This is a genomic window from Paracoccus marcusii (genome assembly GCF_028621715.1).
In the GTDB taxonomy this organism is placed as follows: Bacteria; Pseudomonadota; Alphaproteobacteria; order Rhodobacterales; family Rhodobacteraceae; genus Paracoccus; species Paracoccus marcusii.
In genome coordinates this window covers 1,574,467-1,590,166 of the sequence record NZ_CP117466.1, presented here as the reverse complement: position 1 = coordinate 1,590,166, position 15,700 = coordinate 1,574,467, and the positions used below count along the sequence as shown (strand labels likewise).

The window sequence follows — 15,700 nt, the reverse complement described above, 5'->3', positions numbered from 1 at the left end:
GCCCACCCGCCGTAAAGGCGACTGAATTACCCAGGTAATCGGCTTTTCCCTCTGGCCACGACCCCAGGCAGCATGTCCCCTCCGACCCCGAGGCCCATGATGCCCAAGACCCCCTCCCTTCGCGCGACATTCCTGTCGCTGACCGCCCTGACCGCGCCGGCATTGGCCCAGGACACAGCCCCCATCCTGCTGGACGAGATCGTGATCACCGCGTCCGGGTTCGAACAGAACATCGCCGACGCCCCTGCCAGCATCTCGGTCATTTCCGGAGAGGAGCTGGCGCGGCGCAACATCACCAGCCTGTCGGACGCGCTGCGCGGGGTGCAGGGCGTGGCCACAACGGGCGTCGCCAACGAACAGGACATCACCATCCGCGGCCTGTCGGGCCAGTACACGCTGATCCTGGTCGACGGCAAACGTCAGGGCACGCGCGAATCGCGCACCAACGGCAGCGCCGGGATCGAGCAGAACTGGATTCCCCCCGTCGCCGCCATCGACCGGATCGAGATCGTTCGCGGCCCGATGTCGTCGCTGTACGGATCGGACGCGATGGGCGGCGTGGTCAACGTCATCACCAAGCCGGTCGCCGACCGCTGGACCGGGTCGGTCACGGCCGAGGCCACCCTGCCCCAGGACGGCGACGACGCGTCCTCGCGCCAGCTGTCCTTCTATGGCAGCGGGCCGATCGTTGCGGACCGGCTGGGCCTGCAGGTCTGGGGACGCCGCCTCGACCGGTCCGAGTCGCGGGTCGTCGACGGGCTGCGCGACCGCGAACTGACGGACCTGTCGGCGCGGCTCAGCTGGACGCCCGAACCCGATCACACCGTCCACCTGGAGGGCGGGCGCACCACAATCGAGGACCTGGGACGCGTCGGCCGCACCATCGCGCCCGTCGATTTCCGCGGCACGCCGCAGAACGACAGCCTTCAGGACAACACCCGCGACCGCGCCGCCCTGTCCTATGCCGGGCAGTGGGGCCATGTGGCGGCCGACCTGTCGGTCCTGCGCGAGGTGGGCCAGCGCAAGACGGCATCGGGCAATGGCGCGCTTGTCGCAGGCGACCGCGCGCCAGAGGTCACGAACACCGTCTATGACGCGAAATTCACCGCGCCGCTGGAATGGCAGGGCAGCCATACGCTGGTCTTTGGCGGGCAGGTGAATCGCACGGGGCTGCGCGACCAGAACCCCGGCCTGGGCGATGGGCGGACCTATTCCTTTGCGACCTCGCAGCGCGCGGTGTTCCTGGAGGACGAATGGCGCCTGCGCGACGATCTTGCCCTGACCCTTGGGGCGCGGCTGAACGATCATGCCGAATACGGCAGCAACCTGACCCCGCGCGCCTATGCGGTATGGAACGCGACGCAGGGCCTGACCCTCAAGGGGGGCGTGTCGACGGGGTTCCGCGCGCCGGATCTGCGCTCCGTCGTGCCGGGCTATTTCTACACCACCGAACGGGGCGCAGGCGCGATCGTCTCTAACCCCGGCCTGCAGCCAGAGGAAAGCACCAGCTATGAGCTGGCGGCACTTTACGATGCGCCGACGTGGCAGGTGGGTGCGACGCTGTTCCGCACCGATTTCGACGACAAGATAGAAAGCGCCCGCACCGACGACCAGGTCATGATCGGCGGAACCACCTTCAACAGATGGGAATGGTACAATGTCGGCCGCGCCCGCCTGCAGGGGGTCGAGTTGACCGCGGACTGGGACGCCACTCCCGACCTGACGCTGCGCGCAAGCTACAGCTTCACCGACAGCGAACAGCGGACCGGCAATTTCGCGGGCCTGCCGCTGGACCGTACGCCGCGCCATCAGGCCAGCGTGACCGCCGATTGGGTCACCCCCGTCGCGGGGCTGGGGGCCTGGGGGTCGGTGATCTATCACGGCCGGGAAACAGCCGCAAGTGCCCGCATCGGCACCAACGGCCGACCGGTGGCCTTCGACGCGGACGGGACAGCCATCGCCTATGAATACGGGTCCTACCTGACGGTGGACCTGGGGGCGGATTATCAACTGACCGACCGGGTCAGCCTGAACGGCGCGATCTACAACCTTCTGGACCGCGACGTCACCATGGCCGCCAACAACACCGAGGGCGAGGGCCGCCGCCTGTGGCTGGGCTTGACCTCGAACTTCTAGGGGGATGCGCCCGGCCGGTGGACTTTCCCCGGTCGGGCGTGTTCAAACGGGGCACCATCCAGCCGGAGAGCCCCATGACCCATTGCATCCTGATCGGAGCCCCCGTGGACGAGGGCCAGCGCCGCCCCGGCTGCCTGATGGGCCCCGCCGCCTATCGCACCGCGGGCCTGGCCGCGACCTTGTCGACCTTGGGCCACACGGTCGAGGATCGCGGCGATGTCACGCCGGACCCGTTGGGCGACCACCGCTGCGCCAACCCCGCCGTCCATCACCTGCCCGAAACAATCGCCTGGACCGGCGCCCTGCGCCAGGCCACCCAGGACGCCCTGCCGCATGGCATGCCGATCATCATGGGGGGCGATCATTCGCTGGCCTTGGGCACCGTCGCGGGGGTCGCTGCGCATGCCGCCGCGCAGGGCCGCGCGCAGTTCGTGATCTGGCTGGACGCGCACAGCGACTTTCACACTGTCGCCACTACCACGTCGGGGAACCTGCACGGCACGCCGATGGCCTATGCCAACGGGCTGGACGGTTTCGACCCCTTCCCGCCCTTCCCCGCCCCCATCCCGGGCGAAAACATCTGCATGTTCGGCATCCGCAGCGTGGACCCCGCCGAACTGGCCCTGATGCAGCCCACGGACATCACCGTGAACGACATGCGGGTGCTGGACGAACAGGGCATCGTGGCCCCGCTGCGGGCCTTTCTGGACCGCGTGCGCGCGGCCGACGGCCTGTTGCATGTCAGCTTGGACGTGGATTTCCTTGACCCCTCGATCGCGCCCGCGGTGGGAACCACGGTGCCCGGCGGCGCGACCTTCCGCGAGGCGCATCTGGTGATGGAGCTGCTGCACGAATCGGGGCTGGTCACATCGCTGGACTTGGTCGAGTTGAACCCGTTCCTGGACGAACGGGGCCGGACCGCAAAGCTGATGGTCGATCTCGTCGGCAGCCTGATGGGCCGCAAGGTCTTTGACCGCCCGACCCGCAGCTATGGGTAAGGGGCGGACCACCGGCCCGCACCCTTTCATTCCGATCCAAAACGGCTGAGGCCTACCAGACCTTGGCTTCGCGGTCATAGAACCGCTGCACCGCCGCCTCGACGAACGCCGCCGGGTCCAGCTTGGTCACGCCCTTGTCGGGCTGCACCCCGGCCGCCGCCAGCAGCTTGGCGCTGGCATCGTCGGCGCCGATCGCCTTCAGATGCGCAAAGGCATCCGACACGAAGTCGACCGCGGGCTTGAACTTGGCCAGCTTGGCCGCGTCATCGGCGCCGATGACCAGCGCCACCGCATCGAACAGGACCGACGGCGATCCCGCCAACTGCGCCTCGGCCTTGCCACGCTCCTTGGCGATCAGCATGACGGTGCCGCCCTGGGCCTCGACCGCGTCGCGCAGCGCATCGACCTTGGCTTGATCCCCGCCGTCGCCGATCAGGATGCCGACCTTGCGACCCTTCAGGCTGTGCTTGGCCTGCTTCATGATCGACAGCGCATCCGAAGGTGCCATGTCGATCGGCTCGCGCATGGGCGTCGCGGCGGCGGGCAGATCCTCGGCCAGACCTTCGGCCACGGTCTCGGCCAGATCCTCGTCGATGACCCGCAGGTGACCCAGAACGCGCTGGATCACGTGGCCAAGGCCGACCTTGGACAGTTCGAACGTGATCGCATCGGCGATGTGGGTCTGCTCGACCTCGGTCTGGCTGCGATAGAACAGCCGTGCCTGGCTGTAATGGTCGCCGAACAGGTCCGCCCGCACGCGCAGCTTCTCGTCCGGCTGGTTGCCCAGGTCGGTCATGTCCTTGTAGGTCGCAAAGCCCTGGTCGGTGGCGCGGGGTCCCGGCTCCTCTCCGGCCTGATCCAGGCTGTTCGGCTCATAGTTGGCGCGGCCTTTGGGCACCGCCATCTGCATCATGCCGTCGCGCTGAAAGTTGTGCATCGGGCATTTCGGCGCATTGACCGGGATCTGGTGGAAGTTCGTGGTGCCAAGCCGCGACTTCTGGGTGTCCATATAGCTGAACAGCCGTCCCTGCAGCAGCGGGTCGTCGGAAAAGTCGATGCCGGGCACGACGTTCGTCGGCAGGAAGGCCACCTGCTCTGTCTCGGCAAAGAAGTTGTCGGGGTTCCGGTCCAGCACCATGCGGCCCACGATGCGGACGGGAATGTCCTCCTCGGGGATCAGCTTGGTCGCGTCCAGGACGTCATAGGGCTGCTTGGCGGCCCATTCCGCGTCAAAGGTCTGGATGCCCAGTTCCCATTCCGGGAAGTCGCCCGAATCGATGGCCTCCCACAGGTCCTGGCGGTGATAGTCCTGGTTCGCGCCGGCAGTCTTGACGGCCTCGTTCCAGACCTGGCTCTGCAGGCCCAGATTGGGCTTCCAGTGGAACTTGACGAAGGTCGACTTGCCTTGGGCGTTGACCAGGCGGAACGTGTGAACGCCGAACCCCTCGATCATGCGCAGGCTGCGCGGGATCGCGCGGTCGGACATCGCCCACATGATCATGTGCATGGATTCCGGCATCAGCGACACGAAATCCCAGAAGGTGTCATGGGCGCTCGCGGCCTGCGGATAGCCCTTGTCGGCCTCCATCTTGACCGAATGGATCAGGTCGGGAAACTTGATCGCGTCCTGGATGAAGAACACCGGGATGTTGTTGCCGACCAGGTCCCAGTTGCCTTCCTGGGTATAGAACTTGACCGCAAAGCCCCGCACGTCGCGCGGCGTGTCGACACTGCCGGCGCCGCCGGCCACGGTCGAGAATCGCACGAAGACCGGCGTCTTGCCCGGATTGGCCAGAACGCCCGCGCGGGTCAGTTCCGGGATCGGATCGGTGCATTCGAAATAGCCGTGTGCACCCGAACCGCGGGCGTGGACGATCCGCTCCGGGATGCGTTCATGGTCGAAATGGAAGATCTTTTCGCGAAGGACGAAATCCTCCAGCAGGGTAGGACCGCGGGCCCCGGCCTTCAGGCTGTTCTGATTGTCGGAAATCGGGACCCCGTGATTGGTGGTCAGGGCCTCGCCGCCGGTCTGGTGGGTCTCTCCACCGTTGCCGCGTGTCTCGCTGATGCTGGACATGACGTCCTCCTGTGCTGGCGCGTTGTCTGTCCAACAAAGGTCGATGAAAACGGTTCCTGATTCGGGGGGCTATGTTTTGTTCACCCGCTTGCCCTGCGCCGCGCAGCCTGCGATACGCAGGAGTGATGATGATGCGGACGTGGCGAAATCGGTAGACGCAGCAGACTTTGACAATTGGAGTGCCCGGTCGGGAAACCGCCGGTGCAGAACCGCTCAAATTCGGGGAAAGCTGTGGGGCCCCGGCCCCGTGCCAATCCCGAGCCAAGCCCCGGAGACGGGGAAGGTGTAGAGACTAGACGGGCGGCGCCTAACGTCCTTGCGGACCATGGCGAAGGGATAGTCCAGACCACGAACGGGGCATCGCACCCCCGGCGGCGAAAGTCGAAGTGGTACGAAAATCTGTTTTCCGAACGGAAGTGCGGGTTCAAGTCCCGCCGTCCGCACCATCATCGCGTCATGCGGCACCGGCGCCGTCAGGCCCCGGTGCACGCGGGATCACGTCTCGACTTGGGCCGGCTCGCGCGGCGGGCGGCCGATGATGTCGCGCAGCGCGTCCAACTCGATGAAATTGTCGGCCTGGCGCCGCAGGTCGTCGGCGATCATCGGTGGCTGGCTGCGGATCGTGGACACGACCGACACCCGGACCCCCTGACGCTGAAGCGATTCGACCAGCGGCCGGAAATCGCCGTCGCCGGAGAACAGGACCGCGTGATCCATCCGCGGGGCCAGTTCCATCGCATCGACGGTCAGTTCGATGTCCATGTTGCCCTTGACCTTGCGGCGGCCCAGGGCGTCGGTGTATTCGCGCGCCGGCTTGGTCACGACGCAGAAACCGTTGTAATGCAGCCAATCCACCAGCGGACGGATCGGGGAATATTCCTCGCCCTCAATCAGGGCGGTATAGTAATAGGCACGCATCAGCTTGCCGCGGCGATCGAATTCCTGGCGCAGCAGCTTGTAGTCGATATCAAAGCCCAGTGCCTTCGCGGCAGCATAAAGATTGGCCCCGTCTATGAAGATTGCCAATCGGTCGTCTTTGTAAAACATGGATGTTGCCTTTGATGAACCCGGTCCTTCACGGCACAAGCGCGGGCCAGGGTGAGGGACCTGAGATGCGCGGGCCCATGCCATGGACCTGTAAGGAAAGAGGAAAGCGTGGTTAACCTGTCTTTTGGTATCGTTGCTTTTGGGGCCAACCTTCCCCTGTCGGATCAGGACCCCGTAACGACCCTGTGCACGACGATGGGCATTCTGCACAGCGCCCCGGGCATTTCAATCACCGCGATCAGTCGCATCTGGCGGACTCCCGCCATGCCTGCGGGATCGGGGCCCGATTTCGCCAATGCGGTGGCGCTGATCGCCACGTCCCTGGACGCGCCGCAGGTCCTGGCGACGCTGCACGCGATCGAGGCAGAGCATGGCCGCGACCGCAGCACCGGCCGGTGGTCGGCACGCGTCCTGGACCTGGACCTGATTGCGCTGGACGACCGGATCGAACCCGATGCGGGCCATCTGCGGGACTGGATGGACCTGTCCCCCGACCGCCAGGGGGTGCAGACGCCCGACCGGCTGATCCTGCCCCATCCGCGGATGCAGGACCGCGCGTTCGTCCTGGCCCCCCTGGCCGAGATCGCGCCGGACTGGCGTCATCCGCTGACCGGGCTCAGCGTCGCGGCGATGCTGGAGGCGCTTGGACCCCGCGCGCTGGACGGAATGACGCCGGTCGAATCCCCAGGTTTTCCTTGACAATCGGCGCTGTGGCGACCATCAGTCCGGTTCGCCCCGAATGTCCGATTCGCAACTGCACAGGTGATCCATGGCCCGCGTAACGGTCGAAGACTGCGTCGACAAGGTTCCCAACCGCTTTGATCTGGTGATGCTCGCCTCGCATCGCGCCCGAGAGATCGCGGCTGGCAGCGCCCCCACCGTCGATCGCGACAACGACAAGAACCCGGTGGTCGCCCTGCGCGAAATCGCCGAAGAGACCCAGCCCGTCGACGATCTGCGCGAGCGGATGATCGAATCGACCCAGACCCAGATCGAGGTCGACGAGCCCGAGGAGGACGCCATGGCCCTGCTGCTGGGCGCCGAGGTCGATCGCCCCAAGCCGTCCGACGAGGAATCCGAGGAACGGATGCTGCGCATGATGCTGGAAGCCAACCAGCGCGCCTGACACGGTCACACTGCAGAGGTCTTCGACACCATCATGATCGACGTCGAAGACCTGCTGGCCCTTGTCCGCAACTACAATCCGCGCAGCAACTGCACCCTGATCCGCGATGCCTATGAATACGGCATGCGCATGCACGAGGGCCAGTTCCGCCATTCCGGCGAGCCGTACTTCACCCATCCCATCGCCGTCGCCGCCATCCTGACCGAGATGCGGCTGGACGACGCGACCATCGTGACCGCGCTGCTGCACGACACGATCGAAGACACGCGATCGACCAAGGACGAGGTCGTCGGCATGTTCGGCGCCGAGATCGCCGAACTGGTCGACGGGGTCACCAAGCTGACCAACCTGGAACTGTCCAGCACCCAGTCCAAGCAGGCCGAGAACTTTCGCAAGCTGTTCATGGCCATGTCCCGCGACATGCGGGTGATCCTGGTCAAGCTGGCCGATCGGCTGCACAACATGCGCACCATCCGGTCCATGCGCCCCGACAAGCAGGTCAAGAAGGCGCGCGAGACGATGGACATCTATGCCCCCCTGGCGGGCCGGATGGGCATGCAGTGGATGCGCGAGGAGCTGGAGGACCTGGCCTTCAAGGTCATCAACCCCGAGGCGCGCAGTTCGATCATCCGCCGCTTTGTCAGCCTGCAGCGCGACAGCGGCGACATCATCGGCCAGATCACCGCCGACATCCGCACCGAGATGGAGAAGGAGGGCATCGAGGCCGACGTGTTCGGCCGCGCCAAGAAGCCCTTCAGCGTCTGGCGCAAGATGCAGGAAAAGCAGCTGGCCTTTTCGCGCCTGTCCGACATCTACGGCTTTCGGATCATCACGCGGACCGAGATGGACTGCTATCGCGCGCTTGGCGTGATTCACCATCGCTGGCGCGCGGTTCCGGGGCGGTTCAAGGATTACATCAGCCAGCCGAAATCGAACGGCTACCGCTCGATCCACACCACGGTATCGGGTCGCGACGGCAAGCGGGTCGAGGTGCAGATCCGCACCCGCCAGATGCACGAGGTCGCCGAGGCCGGCGTCGCGGCGCATTGGGCCTATCGCGACGGCGTGCGCACCCGGAACCCCTTTGCGGTCGATCCCGCCGAATGGATCGCCCAGCTGACCGACCGGTTCGACACCGAGGACCACAACGAGTTCCTGGAACACGTCAAGATGGAGATGTACCAGGACCAGGTGTTCTGCTTCACCCCCAAGGGCGACGTGATGCAGCTGCCGCGGGGCGCGACGCCGATCGATTTCGCCTATGCGATCCACACCCGGTTGGGCAATTCCTGCGTCGGCGCCAAGATCGACGGCATCCGCGTGCCCCTGTGGACGCGGCTGAAGAACGGGCAGTCGGTCGACATCATCTCTGCCTCGGGGCAGCGCCCGCAGGCGACTTGGCTTGACATCGTGGTCACGGGCCGCGCTAAGGCCGCGATCCGGCGCAGCTTGCGCGAGGAGGATCGCGACCGCTTCATGCGCCTGGGGCGCGAACTGGTCCGCGTCAGCTTCGAGCATGTGGGCCGCAAGGTCACCGACAAGGCGCTGCGCACCGCGGCCAAGCAGATGGGTCTGCCCTCGGCCGAGGATCTGCTGGCCCGCATCGGCAGCGCCGAGAACTCCGCCAAGGAGGTCCTGGGCGTCCTTTATCCGGAACTGGCCGACCACCAGGACGAGATCGACGGCAAGCGCCCCTTCGCGGGGCTGGAGGCCGACGCGAACTTCAAGCGCGCGCCCTGCTGCGCCCCCCTGCCCGGCGAGCGGATCGTGGGCATCACCTATCGCGGCGCAGGCGTGGTCATCCATGCCATCGACTGTCCCGTGCTGGCCGAGTTCGAGGACAGCCCCGACCGGTGGGTCGACCTGCAATGGCGCGAGGGGCGCCACCCCGCCGCCTATTCGACCGTGCTCAATTTGACGATCCGCCACGACGCAGGCGTGCTGGGACGCATCTGCACCTTGATCGGGGCGCAGGGGGCGAATATCTCGAACCTGGAGTTCATCGCCCGCAAGCCCGACTTCTACCGCATCGAGGTCGAGGTCGAACTGCGCGACCATGAACATCTGCACAACCTGCTGACCGCCCTCGAGGCGGAAAGCGATGTCGCGCAGGTCTCGCGCGTGCGGGACCCGGCGCTGAAACCCTGAGGCAGGCGCCCCCTGCCCGTCACGGATCGGGTTCGCCTTGTTCAAACGCCGCAAACCGCGCAGCTACGGCCAACTGGCCAGCCAGATGATCTATCCGCCGGGCGGCTGGCGGCGGGCCAGCGCCTATGTGGCTCACAGGCTGCGCCGCCTGCCCGACCAGCCGCATCGCATTGCGCGCGGGGTCGCGGCGGGGATCATGGTGAATTTCACGCCGCTGTTCGGGTTCCACTTCCTGTCGGCGGCGGCGGTGGCCTGGATCATCCGCGGCAACGTGCTGGCCGCGCTGTTGGCGACCTTCGTGGGCAATCCGGTAACCCTGCCCTTCATCGCGCTGATGTCGGTCAAGCTGGGCCGCGAGATCCTCGGCCAGGAGGGCGAGCTGACGCCCCAGTTCATCTTCCACGAATTCTCGAAGGCCACCGGAGAGCTGTGGCACAACCTCAGCGCCCTGTTCGGCCCGTCCGAGATGCACTGGTACAACCTCAGCGACTTTCTGGCGCAGGTATTCTGGCCCTACATGGTCGGCGGCGTCATCCTGGGGTCCATCGCGGGGGTCATCACGCATTACCTGACCGTGCCGATCTTCATCGCCTATCAGCGCCGCCGCGAGAAGAAGATGGCAGAGCGCATCGCCCGCGCCTCGGCACGCGCGGCACAGCTGAAGGCGGATCGGGCCAAGGGCGGTCCGGGTCAGTAACCGCGGTCGCGGTCCACCAGATGCAGCAGCGGCCGTCCCGCCATCGCGCGCCGCAGGTTTTGGGCGACGACGGGGGCGGCGGTCGCGGGGCGGGTCTCGGCGGCGATATGGGGCGTGACGGTGACCGCGGGATGGGCCCAGAACGGGTGATCCCCTGGCAGCGGTTCGGTGCGGAACACGTCCAGCACCGCGTGCCCCGGCCGCCCCCGGTCCAGCCCCCGCAACAGCGCCTCGTCATCGATCAGCGTGCCGCGTCCCGGATTGATCAGCCAGGCGCCGTCAGGCAGGCGCGACAGGCGGTCCGCATCCAGCAGCCCGCGGGTGGCGGGCGTGTCGGGCAGCAGGCAGACCAGGATCTGCGCGCGGGCCAGGGCCTGGTCCAGCTGCGCGATGGGCAGCACCGAAACCCCCGGCACCGCCCGCCCCGAGGCGCTGACGCCGGTGACCGGAAAGCCCAGGGCGGTCAGCATGGCTGCGGCGGCCTGTCCCAGTTCGCCCATGCCCAGGACGGTCACCGGGCGTTCCGCGGCCAGCGGCGGGATCTGCCCGTTGCGCCAGATGCCGTCCTGGGCATAGCGGTCCATGCCCAGATGGGCGCGCATGGCCCATCCGGCGCAATACTCCGCCATCCCCTGGCGCAATCCAGGATCGACCATCCGCGCCAAGGGCTGGGTCAGCGTGGCGTTGCCCACGATGCGTTCGACCCCGGCCCACAGGCTCTGCACCAGCCGGACATTGGCGTAGGGCGCGAAATCGGTGATGTCGCCGCCCGGGGCGTAGATGATCGCATCGAACGTGGCCGGATCGCCGTCGCGGTCCAGATGCATCTCGGGGCAGGCCGCGCGCAGGGCCGGGGCCCATTCGGACCACGCATCGTCGCGGGCAGAGAACCGGACCCTCATCGGGGCCTGTGGACATGGGCGGATTGCACCAGGCCAAATCCCAGCATCAGGATCATCAGCGACGTCCCCCCATAGCTGACCAGCGGCAGCGGCGACCCCTTGGCGGGCAGCAGCCCCATTACCGTCGCCATGTTGATCGAGAAGTACAGAAAGAACGTCGCGCTGATGCCGATGGTGATCAGGCTGGCAAAGCGGTCGCGGTTGCTGAGTGCGGAATACAGGCAGAAGCCCAGGATCAGCATGTACAGCACCAGCAGCGACGATGCCCCGATGAAGCCGAACTCCTCGGACAGGACGGTGAAGATGAAGTCGGTGTGCTTTTCGGGCAGGAAGTTCAGCCGCGACTGCGTGCCTTGCATGAAGCCGCGCCCCGACAACCCGCCCGAACCAAGCGCGATCTGGCTCTGGATGATGTTGTAGCCGGCCCCCAACGGGTCGGAGGTCGGGTCCAAGAAGGTGTCGATCCGGCGGAACTGATAGTCGCGAAGCAGCTGCCAGTCCGTCCCGCGGCTGCGCATGACGGCCACGACCAGGCCCACCGCGGCGCCGATCACCGCCCCGAAATACCACAGCGACACACCCGCCGCGAACATCACGATCCCGCCCCCCGCAATCAGCATGATCGACGTGCCAAGATCCGGCTGCATCAGGACCAGAGCGGTCGGCGCCAGGATCAGCACCACCGGCACGATCACCCACAAGGGACGCGACACGCGGTTCAGCGGCAGCCAGTCGTAATAGGCCGCCAGCAGCAGGACCAGCGCGATCTTCATCAGTTCGGACGGCTGGATGCGGATCGGGCCGATGTCGATCCATCGCTGCGCGCCCATGCCGATGACCCCGAACAGGTCGACCGCGACCAGCATCAGGAAGCACATCACATAGGCCGCGACAGAGATGCCGCGCCAGAACCACATGGGCACGAAGGCCAGCCCCAGCATGATCACCATGCCCACGGCAAAGCGGATCATCTGCGGTTCCGCCCAGGTGTCCATGCGGCCGCCCGCGACCGAATACAGCATCAGGAACCCGATGCAGCACACGGCGGTGATCAGCAGGACCAGCGGCCAGTTGATGTACAGGACCTTGCGGAACCCCGTCGGAACCTGCGCCACCTGATAGTCGAGATAGGACATCGCCTTACGCCCTGCTGCGGCCGGGGCGCGGGGCCTCGGGCTGGTAAAGGTGCATGGCGTTGTGACGCTCCTCCAGCGCGGCGCGCTGATCCGAGGGCACGGCGTCCAGGGGCGGCAGTCCGCCGTTCAGCGCGAACAGCAGGATGTCGCGCGCGATGGGCGCGGCCACGGCCGATCCGCCGCCGCCATGTTCGACCACCACCGAGATCGCGTATTTCGGCGCGTCATAGGGGGCATAGGCCACAAACAGCGCATGGTCGCGCCGCGCCCAGGGCAGCTGATCGTTCGAGATGACGCCGCGGGCGCGTTCGGCGGCGGTGATGTTGCGGACCTGGCTGGTGCCGGTCTTGCCGGCCATGCGCCATTCCTCGCGGGTGATGCGGGCGCCGCGGGCCGTGCCGCGGGCGCTGTTCATCACCGCGTCCATGCCAAGCCGCGCGACGCGCAGCGATTCCGGGCTGATGTCCAGCGGCAGGTATTCGGGCGGCGCCTGCCGCACGCCGTCGACGGACCGGATCAGCTGGGGCCGAACCTCGCGGCCCGACGCGATGCGGGCGGTCATCACCGCCAGTTGCAGCGGCGACGCCAGCACGAAGCCCTGCCCGATCGAGACGTTCAGGCTGTCGCCGATCTGCCAGGCCTGGCCGTGGCGGGCCATCTTCCATTCGCGGTCGGGGGCGATCCCTTCGGCCACCGCCGACATGGGCAGGTCGTGGCGCTGGCCCAGGCCAAGCTTGCGCGCCATGATCGCGATCCGGTCGATGCCCACCCGCTGCGCCAGTTCGTAGTAGTAGACGTCGCAGCTTTCCTCGAGGCTCTTGATCGCATCGACGGTGCCATGCCCGCCGCGCCGCCAGCAGTGGAACCGCCGGCCGCCCAGTTCGGTGTGGCCCGGACAATAGAACCGGGTGCCCGCATCGATCACCCCGGCCTCCAGCCCGGCCATCAGGGTGACCATCTTGAAGGTCGATCCGGGCGGATAGACGCCCTGCACCGTCTTGTCGGCCAGGGGGCGGTGGTCGTGATCCATCAGCGCGCGGTATTCGGGGCTGCTGATGCCGCGCACGAACTTGTTGGGATCGAAGCTGGGCGACGAACAGATCGTCAGCAGCTCTCCGGTCTGGCAGTCGGTGATGACGGCGGCGGCGCTTTCGGTGCCCATCCGCTGCGCGGCATAGTTCTGCAAGGCGGCATCCAGCGTCAGCTGCAGCGTGGCCCCCTGTTCGCCCTGCTGGCGCGACAGCTGGCGCATCTCGCGGCCTTGGGCGTTGACCTCGACGCGGCGGGCGCCCGCCTTGCCGCGCAGGATCTCCTCCATGCGGCCCTCGACCCCGATCTTGCCCAGCTGAAAGTCCGGTAGCAGCAGGACCGGGTCCGGGTCCTCGATCCGCGACAGGTCGTAATCGCTGACGGGGCCGACATAGCCCATGACATGCGCGAAATCGCCCGCCCGCGGATAGGCGCGCGACAGCGCCGATTCGGGCGTGACGCCAGGCAGCGACGGGGCGTTGACCGCGATGGCGCTGAACTGCTCCCAGGTCAGGCGGTCGGCCAGCACGATGGGGGTAATGGCGCTGCGGCGGGAAAACTCCTCCATCAGCTCCGCCATGCGGGCGTCGGTCATGGGCACCAGCCGCGACAGGCGGCGCAGCACGGCCTGGACGTCGCCGCCCGCCTCCTCGCGCGTCAGGGTGACGCGATAGTTCTGTTCGTTCCCCGCGATGATGATCCCGTTGCGGTCCAGGATCAGCCCGCGCGACGGCGGCAGCAGCCGGATCTTGATCGAGTTGCCGTCCGCCAGCGTGCGGTATTCCTCGGCATGGTCCAGCTGCATCGACCGCATCTTCAGCGCCAGCGTGGTGATGGTGGCCACCTGGATGCCGGCCAGCATCAGCCCGCGCCGGGTGATCTGGCGGGAGCTGTCCAGGATCTCGCGTTGGGACTTCTTCATGCCCTTGTCCTCATGTCGGATCGCCGCGGCCAAGACGGCGCAGCCCGATCAGCCAGCGTGCCCCGAAGACGACCAGCGGATAGGCCGCCACCGTCGCCAGAAACTGCAGGATCACCTGCCCCAGGGCCGGCACCTGCAGCACGAACACAACCTGCACCAGGCGATAGCCCAGCATCATCAGCCCGATCAGCACGCCCACGCGGAACCATTCAACCATGAATGGCTGATCGCGCCAACGGGGCTCTCGCAGACGTGCGGCCTCGGACCCCAGCAGCACGATTGCGGTCCACAGGCCCAGGGGGCGCATCAGCAGCACGTCCTCGACCAGGATGGCCAGCACGATGACCGGCGCGGCCAGCTGGTCGGGGCGGCGCAGCACCCAAGCCAGGATCAGCGCCAGCGCCAGGTCGGGACCGGGCCAGCCCATGATGCCCGCCGACAGGGGCAGCAGCCGCACGAACAGCAGCGCCCAGACCGAGGCCAGAAACACCAGCGTTCCCAGGACGAAGCTGCGGCTGGGCAGCTGGATCATGGCGTGGAACCCGGGTCCAGCGGATCGCTGGCCGCCGCCGCGTCGACCGGAGAGGCCGGCAGCTGCGGCCCGATCAGCCCGCTATCCTGGCCCAGGATGATGGCGGCGCTGTCGACCACCGCCTCGGCCGGATGCGACCGCAGCACGCGCAGGAACTCCAGGCGTTCGTAATCGGCCGCCATGCGCAGGCGGAGCCGCCCGTCGCTGCCCTGCGCGACCTGGCCCACCAGCACCCCGGCGGGAAAGACGCCCCCGTCGCCCGAGGTCACGACCCGGTCGCCCGGACGGACGTTATCGGCCTGCTCGACGAATTCCAGCAGCGGCAGCGGCGTGTTGTCGCCCGTCAACAGCGCCCGTTCGCCGGTCGGCTGGACCGTCACCGGCAACCGCGACGAGGGGTCCGTCAACAGCACGACGCGGCTGGTCCGGTTCCCGACGCCGGAAATGCGCCCGACCAGCCCCAGCCCGTCCATGGTGGCCCATCCCTCGATGATGCCGTCCTGGGCGCCGACGTTCAGCAGCACCGACTGGCGGAAGGCCGAACCGCTGTCGACCATCACCACGCCCGTGACGCTGGTCAGGGCCGGGTCGATGCGGACGTTGTTCTGCGCCATCAGCTTGGAGTTCTCCTGCTCCAGCTGGACGGCGGCCTCGCGCCAGGCGGACATGCGCTGCAATTCGCGGCGCAGTTCCTGGTTCTGCTCATAGATGCGCGCATAGCTTTGAAAGCCCGCGACCATCTGGGTGACCTTGGTCACCGGGGCCACGGCCCATTCGAACCGCGGCACGATGCGGTCGATCATCGCCGTGCGCATCATCTCGGCCCGCGGGCTGTCGATGCGCCAGAACAGGAACACCGCCAGCAGCGCAAGCGCCAGCACCGCGATCAGGACGCGGCGCACGGGTGTGGCGAAATCGGTGCTCTTCTGCGCCATTCAGGCGCTCCCTGC

General features: G+C 67.1%; 13 protein-coding genes and 1 tRNA gene. 7 read left to right on the top strand and 7 right to left on the bottom strand.

The features are described from left to right. The first annotated feature begins 96 nt into the window (after positions 1-96). A complete protein-coding gene (locus PRL19_RS07835) occupies positions 97-2,136 on the top strand; it encodes a TonB-dependent receptor domain-containing protein (RefSeq protein WP_273742569.1) in 2,040 nt (679 codons plus the stop codon). A 74-nt stretch (positions 2,137-2,210) separates the two neighbouring features. Then, positions 2,211-3,134, top strand: a complete 924-nt coding sequence (gene rocF, locus PRL19_RS07830; RefSeq protein WP_127897930.1) for an arginase — start codon at positions 2,211-2,213, stop codon at positions 3,132-3,134. Positions 3,135-3,186: 52 nt separating this feature from the next. On the opposite strand, the gene PRL19_RS07825 is transcribed toward rocF, so the two are convergent. Beyond that, the gene (locus tag PRL19_RS07825; RefSeq protein WP_273744431.1) at positions 3,187-5,211 is read right to left on the bottom strand and encodes a catalase; all 2,025 of its coding nucleotides are present in this window, start codon (positions 5,209-5,211) and stop codon (positions 3,187-3,189) included. A 374-nt stretch (positions 5,212-5,585) separates the two neighbouring features. On the opposite strand from PRL19_RS07825, the gene PRL19_RS07820 reads away from it, so the two are divergent. Then, a tRNA-Leu gene (locus PRL19_RS07820) sits at positions 5,586-5,657 on the top strand. Positions 5,658-5,706: 49 nt separating this feature from the next. Here PRL19_RS07820 and PRL19_RS07815 read toward each other — a convergent pair. Then, positions 5,707-6,258, bottom strand: a complete 552-nt coding sequence (locus PRL19_RS07815) for a LabA-like NYN domain-containing protein (protein WP_042245486.1) — start codon at positions 6,256-6,258, stop codon at positions 5,707-5,709. A 51-nt stretch (positions 6,259-6,309) separates the two neighbouring features. Here PRL19_RS07815 and folK point away from each other — a divergent pair, with 51 nt between their 5' ends. The 4 genes from folK to PRL19_RS07795 all read left to right on the top strand — a co-directional run bounded on the left by folK (position 6,310) and on the right by PRL19_RS07795 (position 10,229). After that, positions 6,310-6,957, top strand: a complete 648-nt coding sequence (gene folK / locus PRL19_RS07810) for a 2-amino-4-hydroxy-6-hydroxymethyldihydropteridine diphosphokinase (RefSeq protein WP_331497799.1) — start codon at positions 6,310-6,312, stop codon at positions 6,955-6,957. Positions 6,958-7,027: 70 nt separating this feature from the next. Further along, the gene (gene rpoZ, locus PRL19_RS07805) at positions 7,028-7,384 is read left to right on the top strand and encodes a DNA-directed RNA polymerase subunit omega (RefSeq protein WP_042245492.1); all 357 of its coding nucleotides are present in this window, start codon (positions 7,028-7,030) and stop codon (positions 7,382-7,384) included. 33 nt (positions 7,385-7,417) lie between these two features. Further along, positions 7,418-9,532: a RelA/SpoT family protein gene (locus tag PRL19_RS07800; protein ID WP_045982739.1), complete on the top strand. Its 2,115-nt coding sequence runs from the start codon at positions 7,418-7,420 to the stop codon at positions 9,530-9,532. A 37-nt stretch (positions 9,533-9,569) separates the two neighbouring features. Next, complete coding sequence (locus tag PRL19_RS07795) at positions 9,570-10,229, top strand: DUF2062 domain-containing protein (RefSeq protein ID WP_273744429.1); 660 nt, start codon at positions 9,570-9,572, stop codon at positions 10,227-10,229. Here the strand turns inward: PRL19_RS07795 and PRL19_RS07790 are convergent. The 5 genes from PRL19_RS07790 to mreC are packed head-to-tail and all read right to left on the bottom strand — an operon-like array spanning position 10,223 to position 15,685. Beyond that, positions 10,223-11,131, bottom strand: coding sequence for a 2-hydroxyacid dehydrogenase (locus PRL19_RS07790; RefSeq protein ID WP_273744428.1), 909 nt, complete (start codon positions 11,129-11,131; stop codon positions 10,223-10,225). The two genes, PRL19_RS07795 and PRL19_RS07790, sit on opposite strands and share 7 nt — an antisense overlap. Continuing rightward, complete coding sequence (gene rodA, locus PRL19_RS07785; protein ID WP_045982737.1) at positions 11,128-12,267, bottom strand: rod shape-determining protein RodA; 1,140 nt, start codon at positions 12,265-12,267, stop codon at positions 11,128-11,130. The genes PRL19_RS07790 and rodA overlap by 4 nt, the downstream gene beginning before the upstream one ends. A 4-nt stretch (positions 12,268-12,271) precedes the next feature. Further along, on the bottom strand, positions 12,272-14,218 hold the full coding sequence (gene mrdA / locus PRL19_RS07780) for a penicillin-binding protein 2 (protein WP_273744427.1): 1,947 nt from the start codon (positions 14,216-14,218) through the stop codon (positions 12,272-12,274). A gap of 10 nt (positions 14,219-14,228) precedes the next feature. After that, positions 14,229-14,750 carry a hypothetical protein gene (locus tag PRL19_RS07775; protein WP_052714834.1) on the bottom strand — a complete coding sequence of 174 codons (522 nt, stop codon included), beginning with the start codon at positions 14,748-14,750 and terminating at the stop codon, positions 14,229-14,231. Continuing rightward, entirely contained in the window at positions 14,747-15,685 is a 939-nt protein-coding gene (mreC, locus tag PRL19_RS07770; protein ID WP_045982735.1) for a rod shape-determining protein MreC, read from the bottom strand. Before mreC ends, PRL19_RS07775 begins: the two co-directional genes overlap by 4 nt. Positions 15,686-15,700 lie beyond the last annotated feature (15 nt).

Excerpts from the sequence above, each read along its gene's own strand:
- PRL19_RS07835 (WP_273742569.1), top strand. The coding sequence starts at position 97 with ATGATGCCCAAGACCCCCTCCCTTCGCGCGACATTCCTGTCGCTGACC.
- rocF (WP_127897930.1), top strand. The coding sequence starts at position 2,211 with ATGACCCATTGCATCCTGATCGGAGCCCCCGTGGACGAGGGCCAGCGC.
- PRL19_RS07825 (WP_273744431.1), bottom strand. The coding sequence starts at position 5,211 with ATGTCCAGCATCAGCGAGACACGCGGCAACGGTGGAGAGACCCACCAG.
- PRL19_RS07815 (WP_042245486.1), bottom strand. The coding sequence starts at position 6,258 with ATGTTTTACAAAGACGACCGATTGGCAATCTTCATAGACGGGGCCAAT.
- rpoZ (WP_042245492.1), top strand. The coding sequence starts at position 7,028 with ATGGCCCGCGTAACGGTCGAAGACTGCGTCGACAAGGTTCCCAACCGC.
- PRL19_RS07800 (WP_045982739.1), top strand. The coding sequence starts at position 7,418 with ATGATCGACGTCGAAGACCTGCTGGCCCTTGTCCGCAACTACAATCCG.
- PRL19_RS07790 (WP_273744428.1), bottom strand. The coding sequence starts at position 11,131 with ATGAGGGTCCGGTTCTCTGCCCGCGACGATGCGTGGTCCGAATGGGCC.
- rodA (WP_045982737.1), bottom strand. The coding sequence starts at position 12,267 with ATGTCCTATCTCGACTATCAGGTGGCGCAGGTTCCGACGGGGTTCCGC.
- mrdA (WP_273744427.1), bottom strand. The coding sequence starts at position 14,218 with ATGAAGAAGTCCCAACGCGAGATCCTGGACAGCTCCCGCCAGATCACC.
- PRL19_RS07775 (WP_052714834.1), bottom strand. The coding sequence starts at position 14,750 with ATGATCCAGCTGCCCAGCCGCAGCTTCGTCCTGGGAACGCTGGTGTTT.
- mreC (WP_045982735.1), bottom strand. The coding sequence starts at position 15,685 with ATGGCGCAGAAGAGCACCGATTTCGCCACACCCGTGCGCCGCGTCCTG.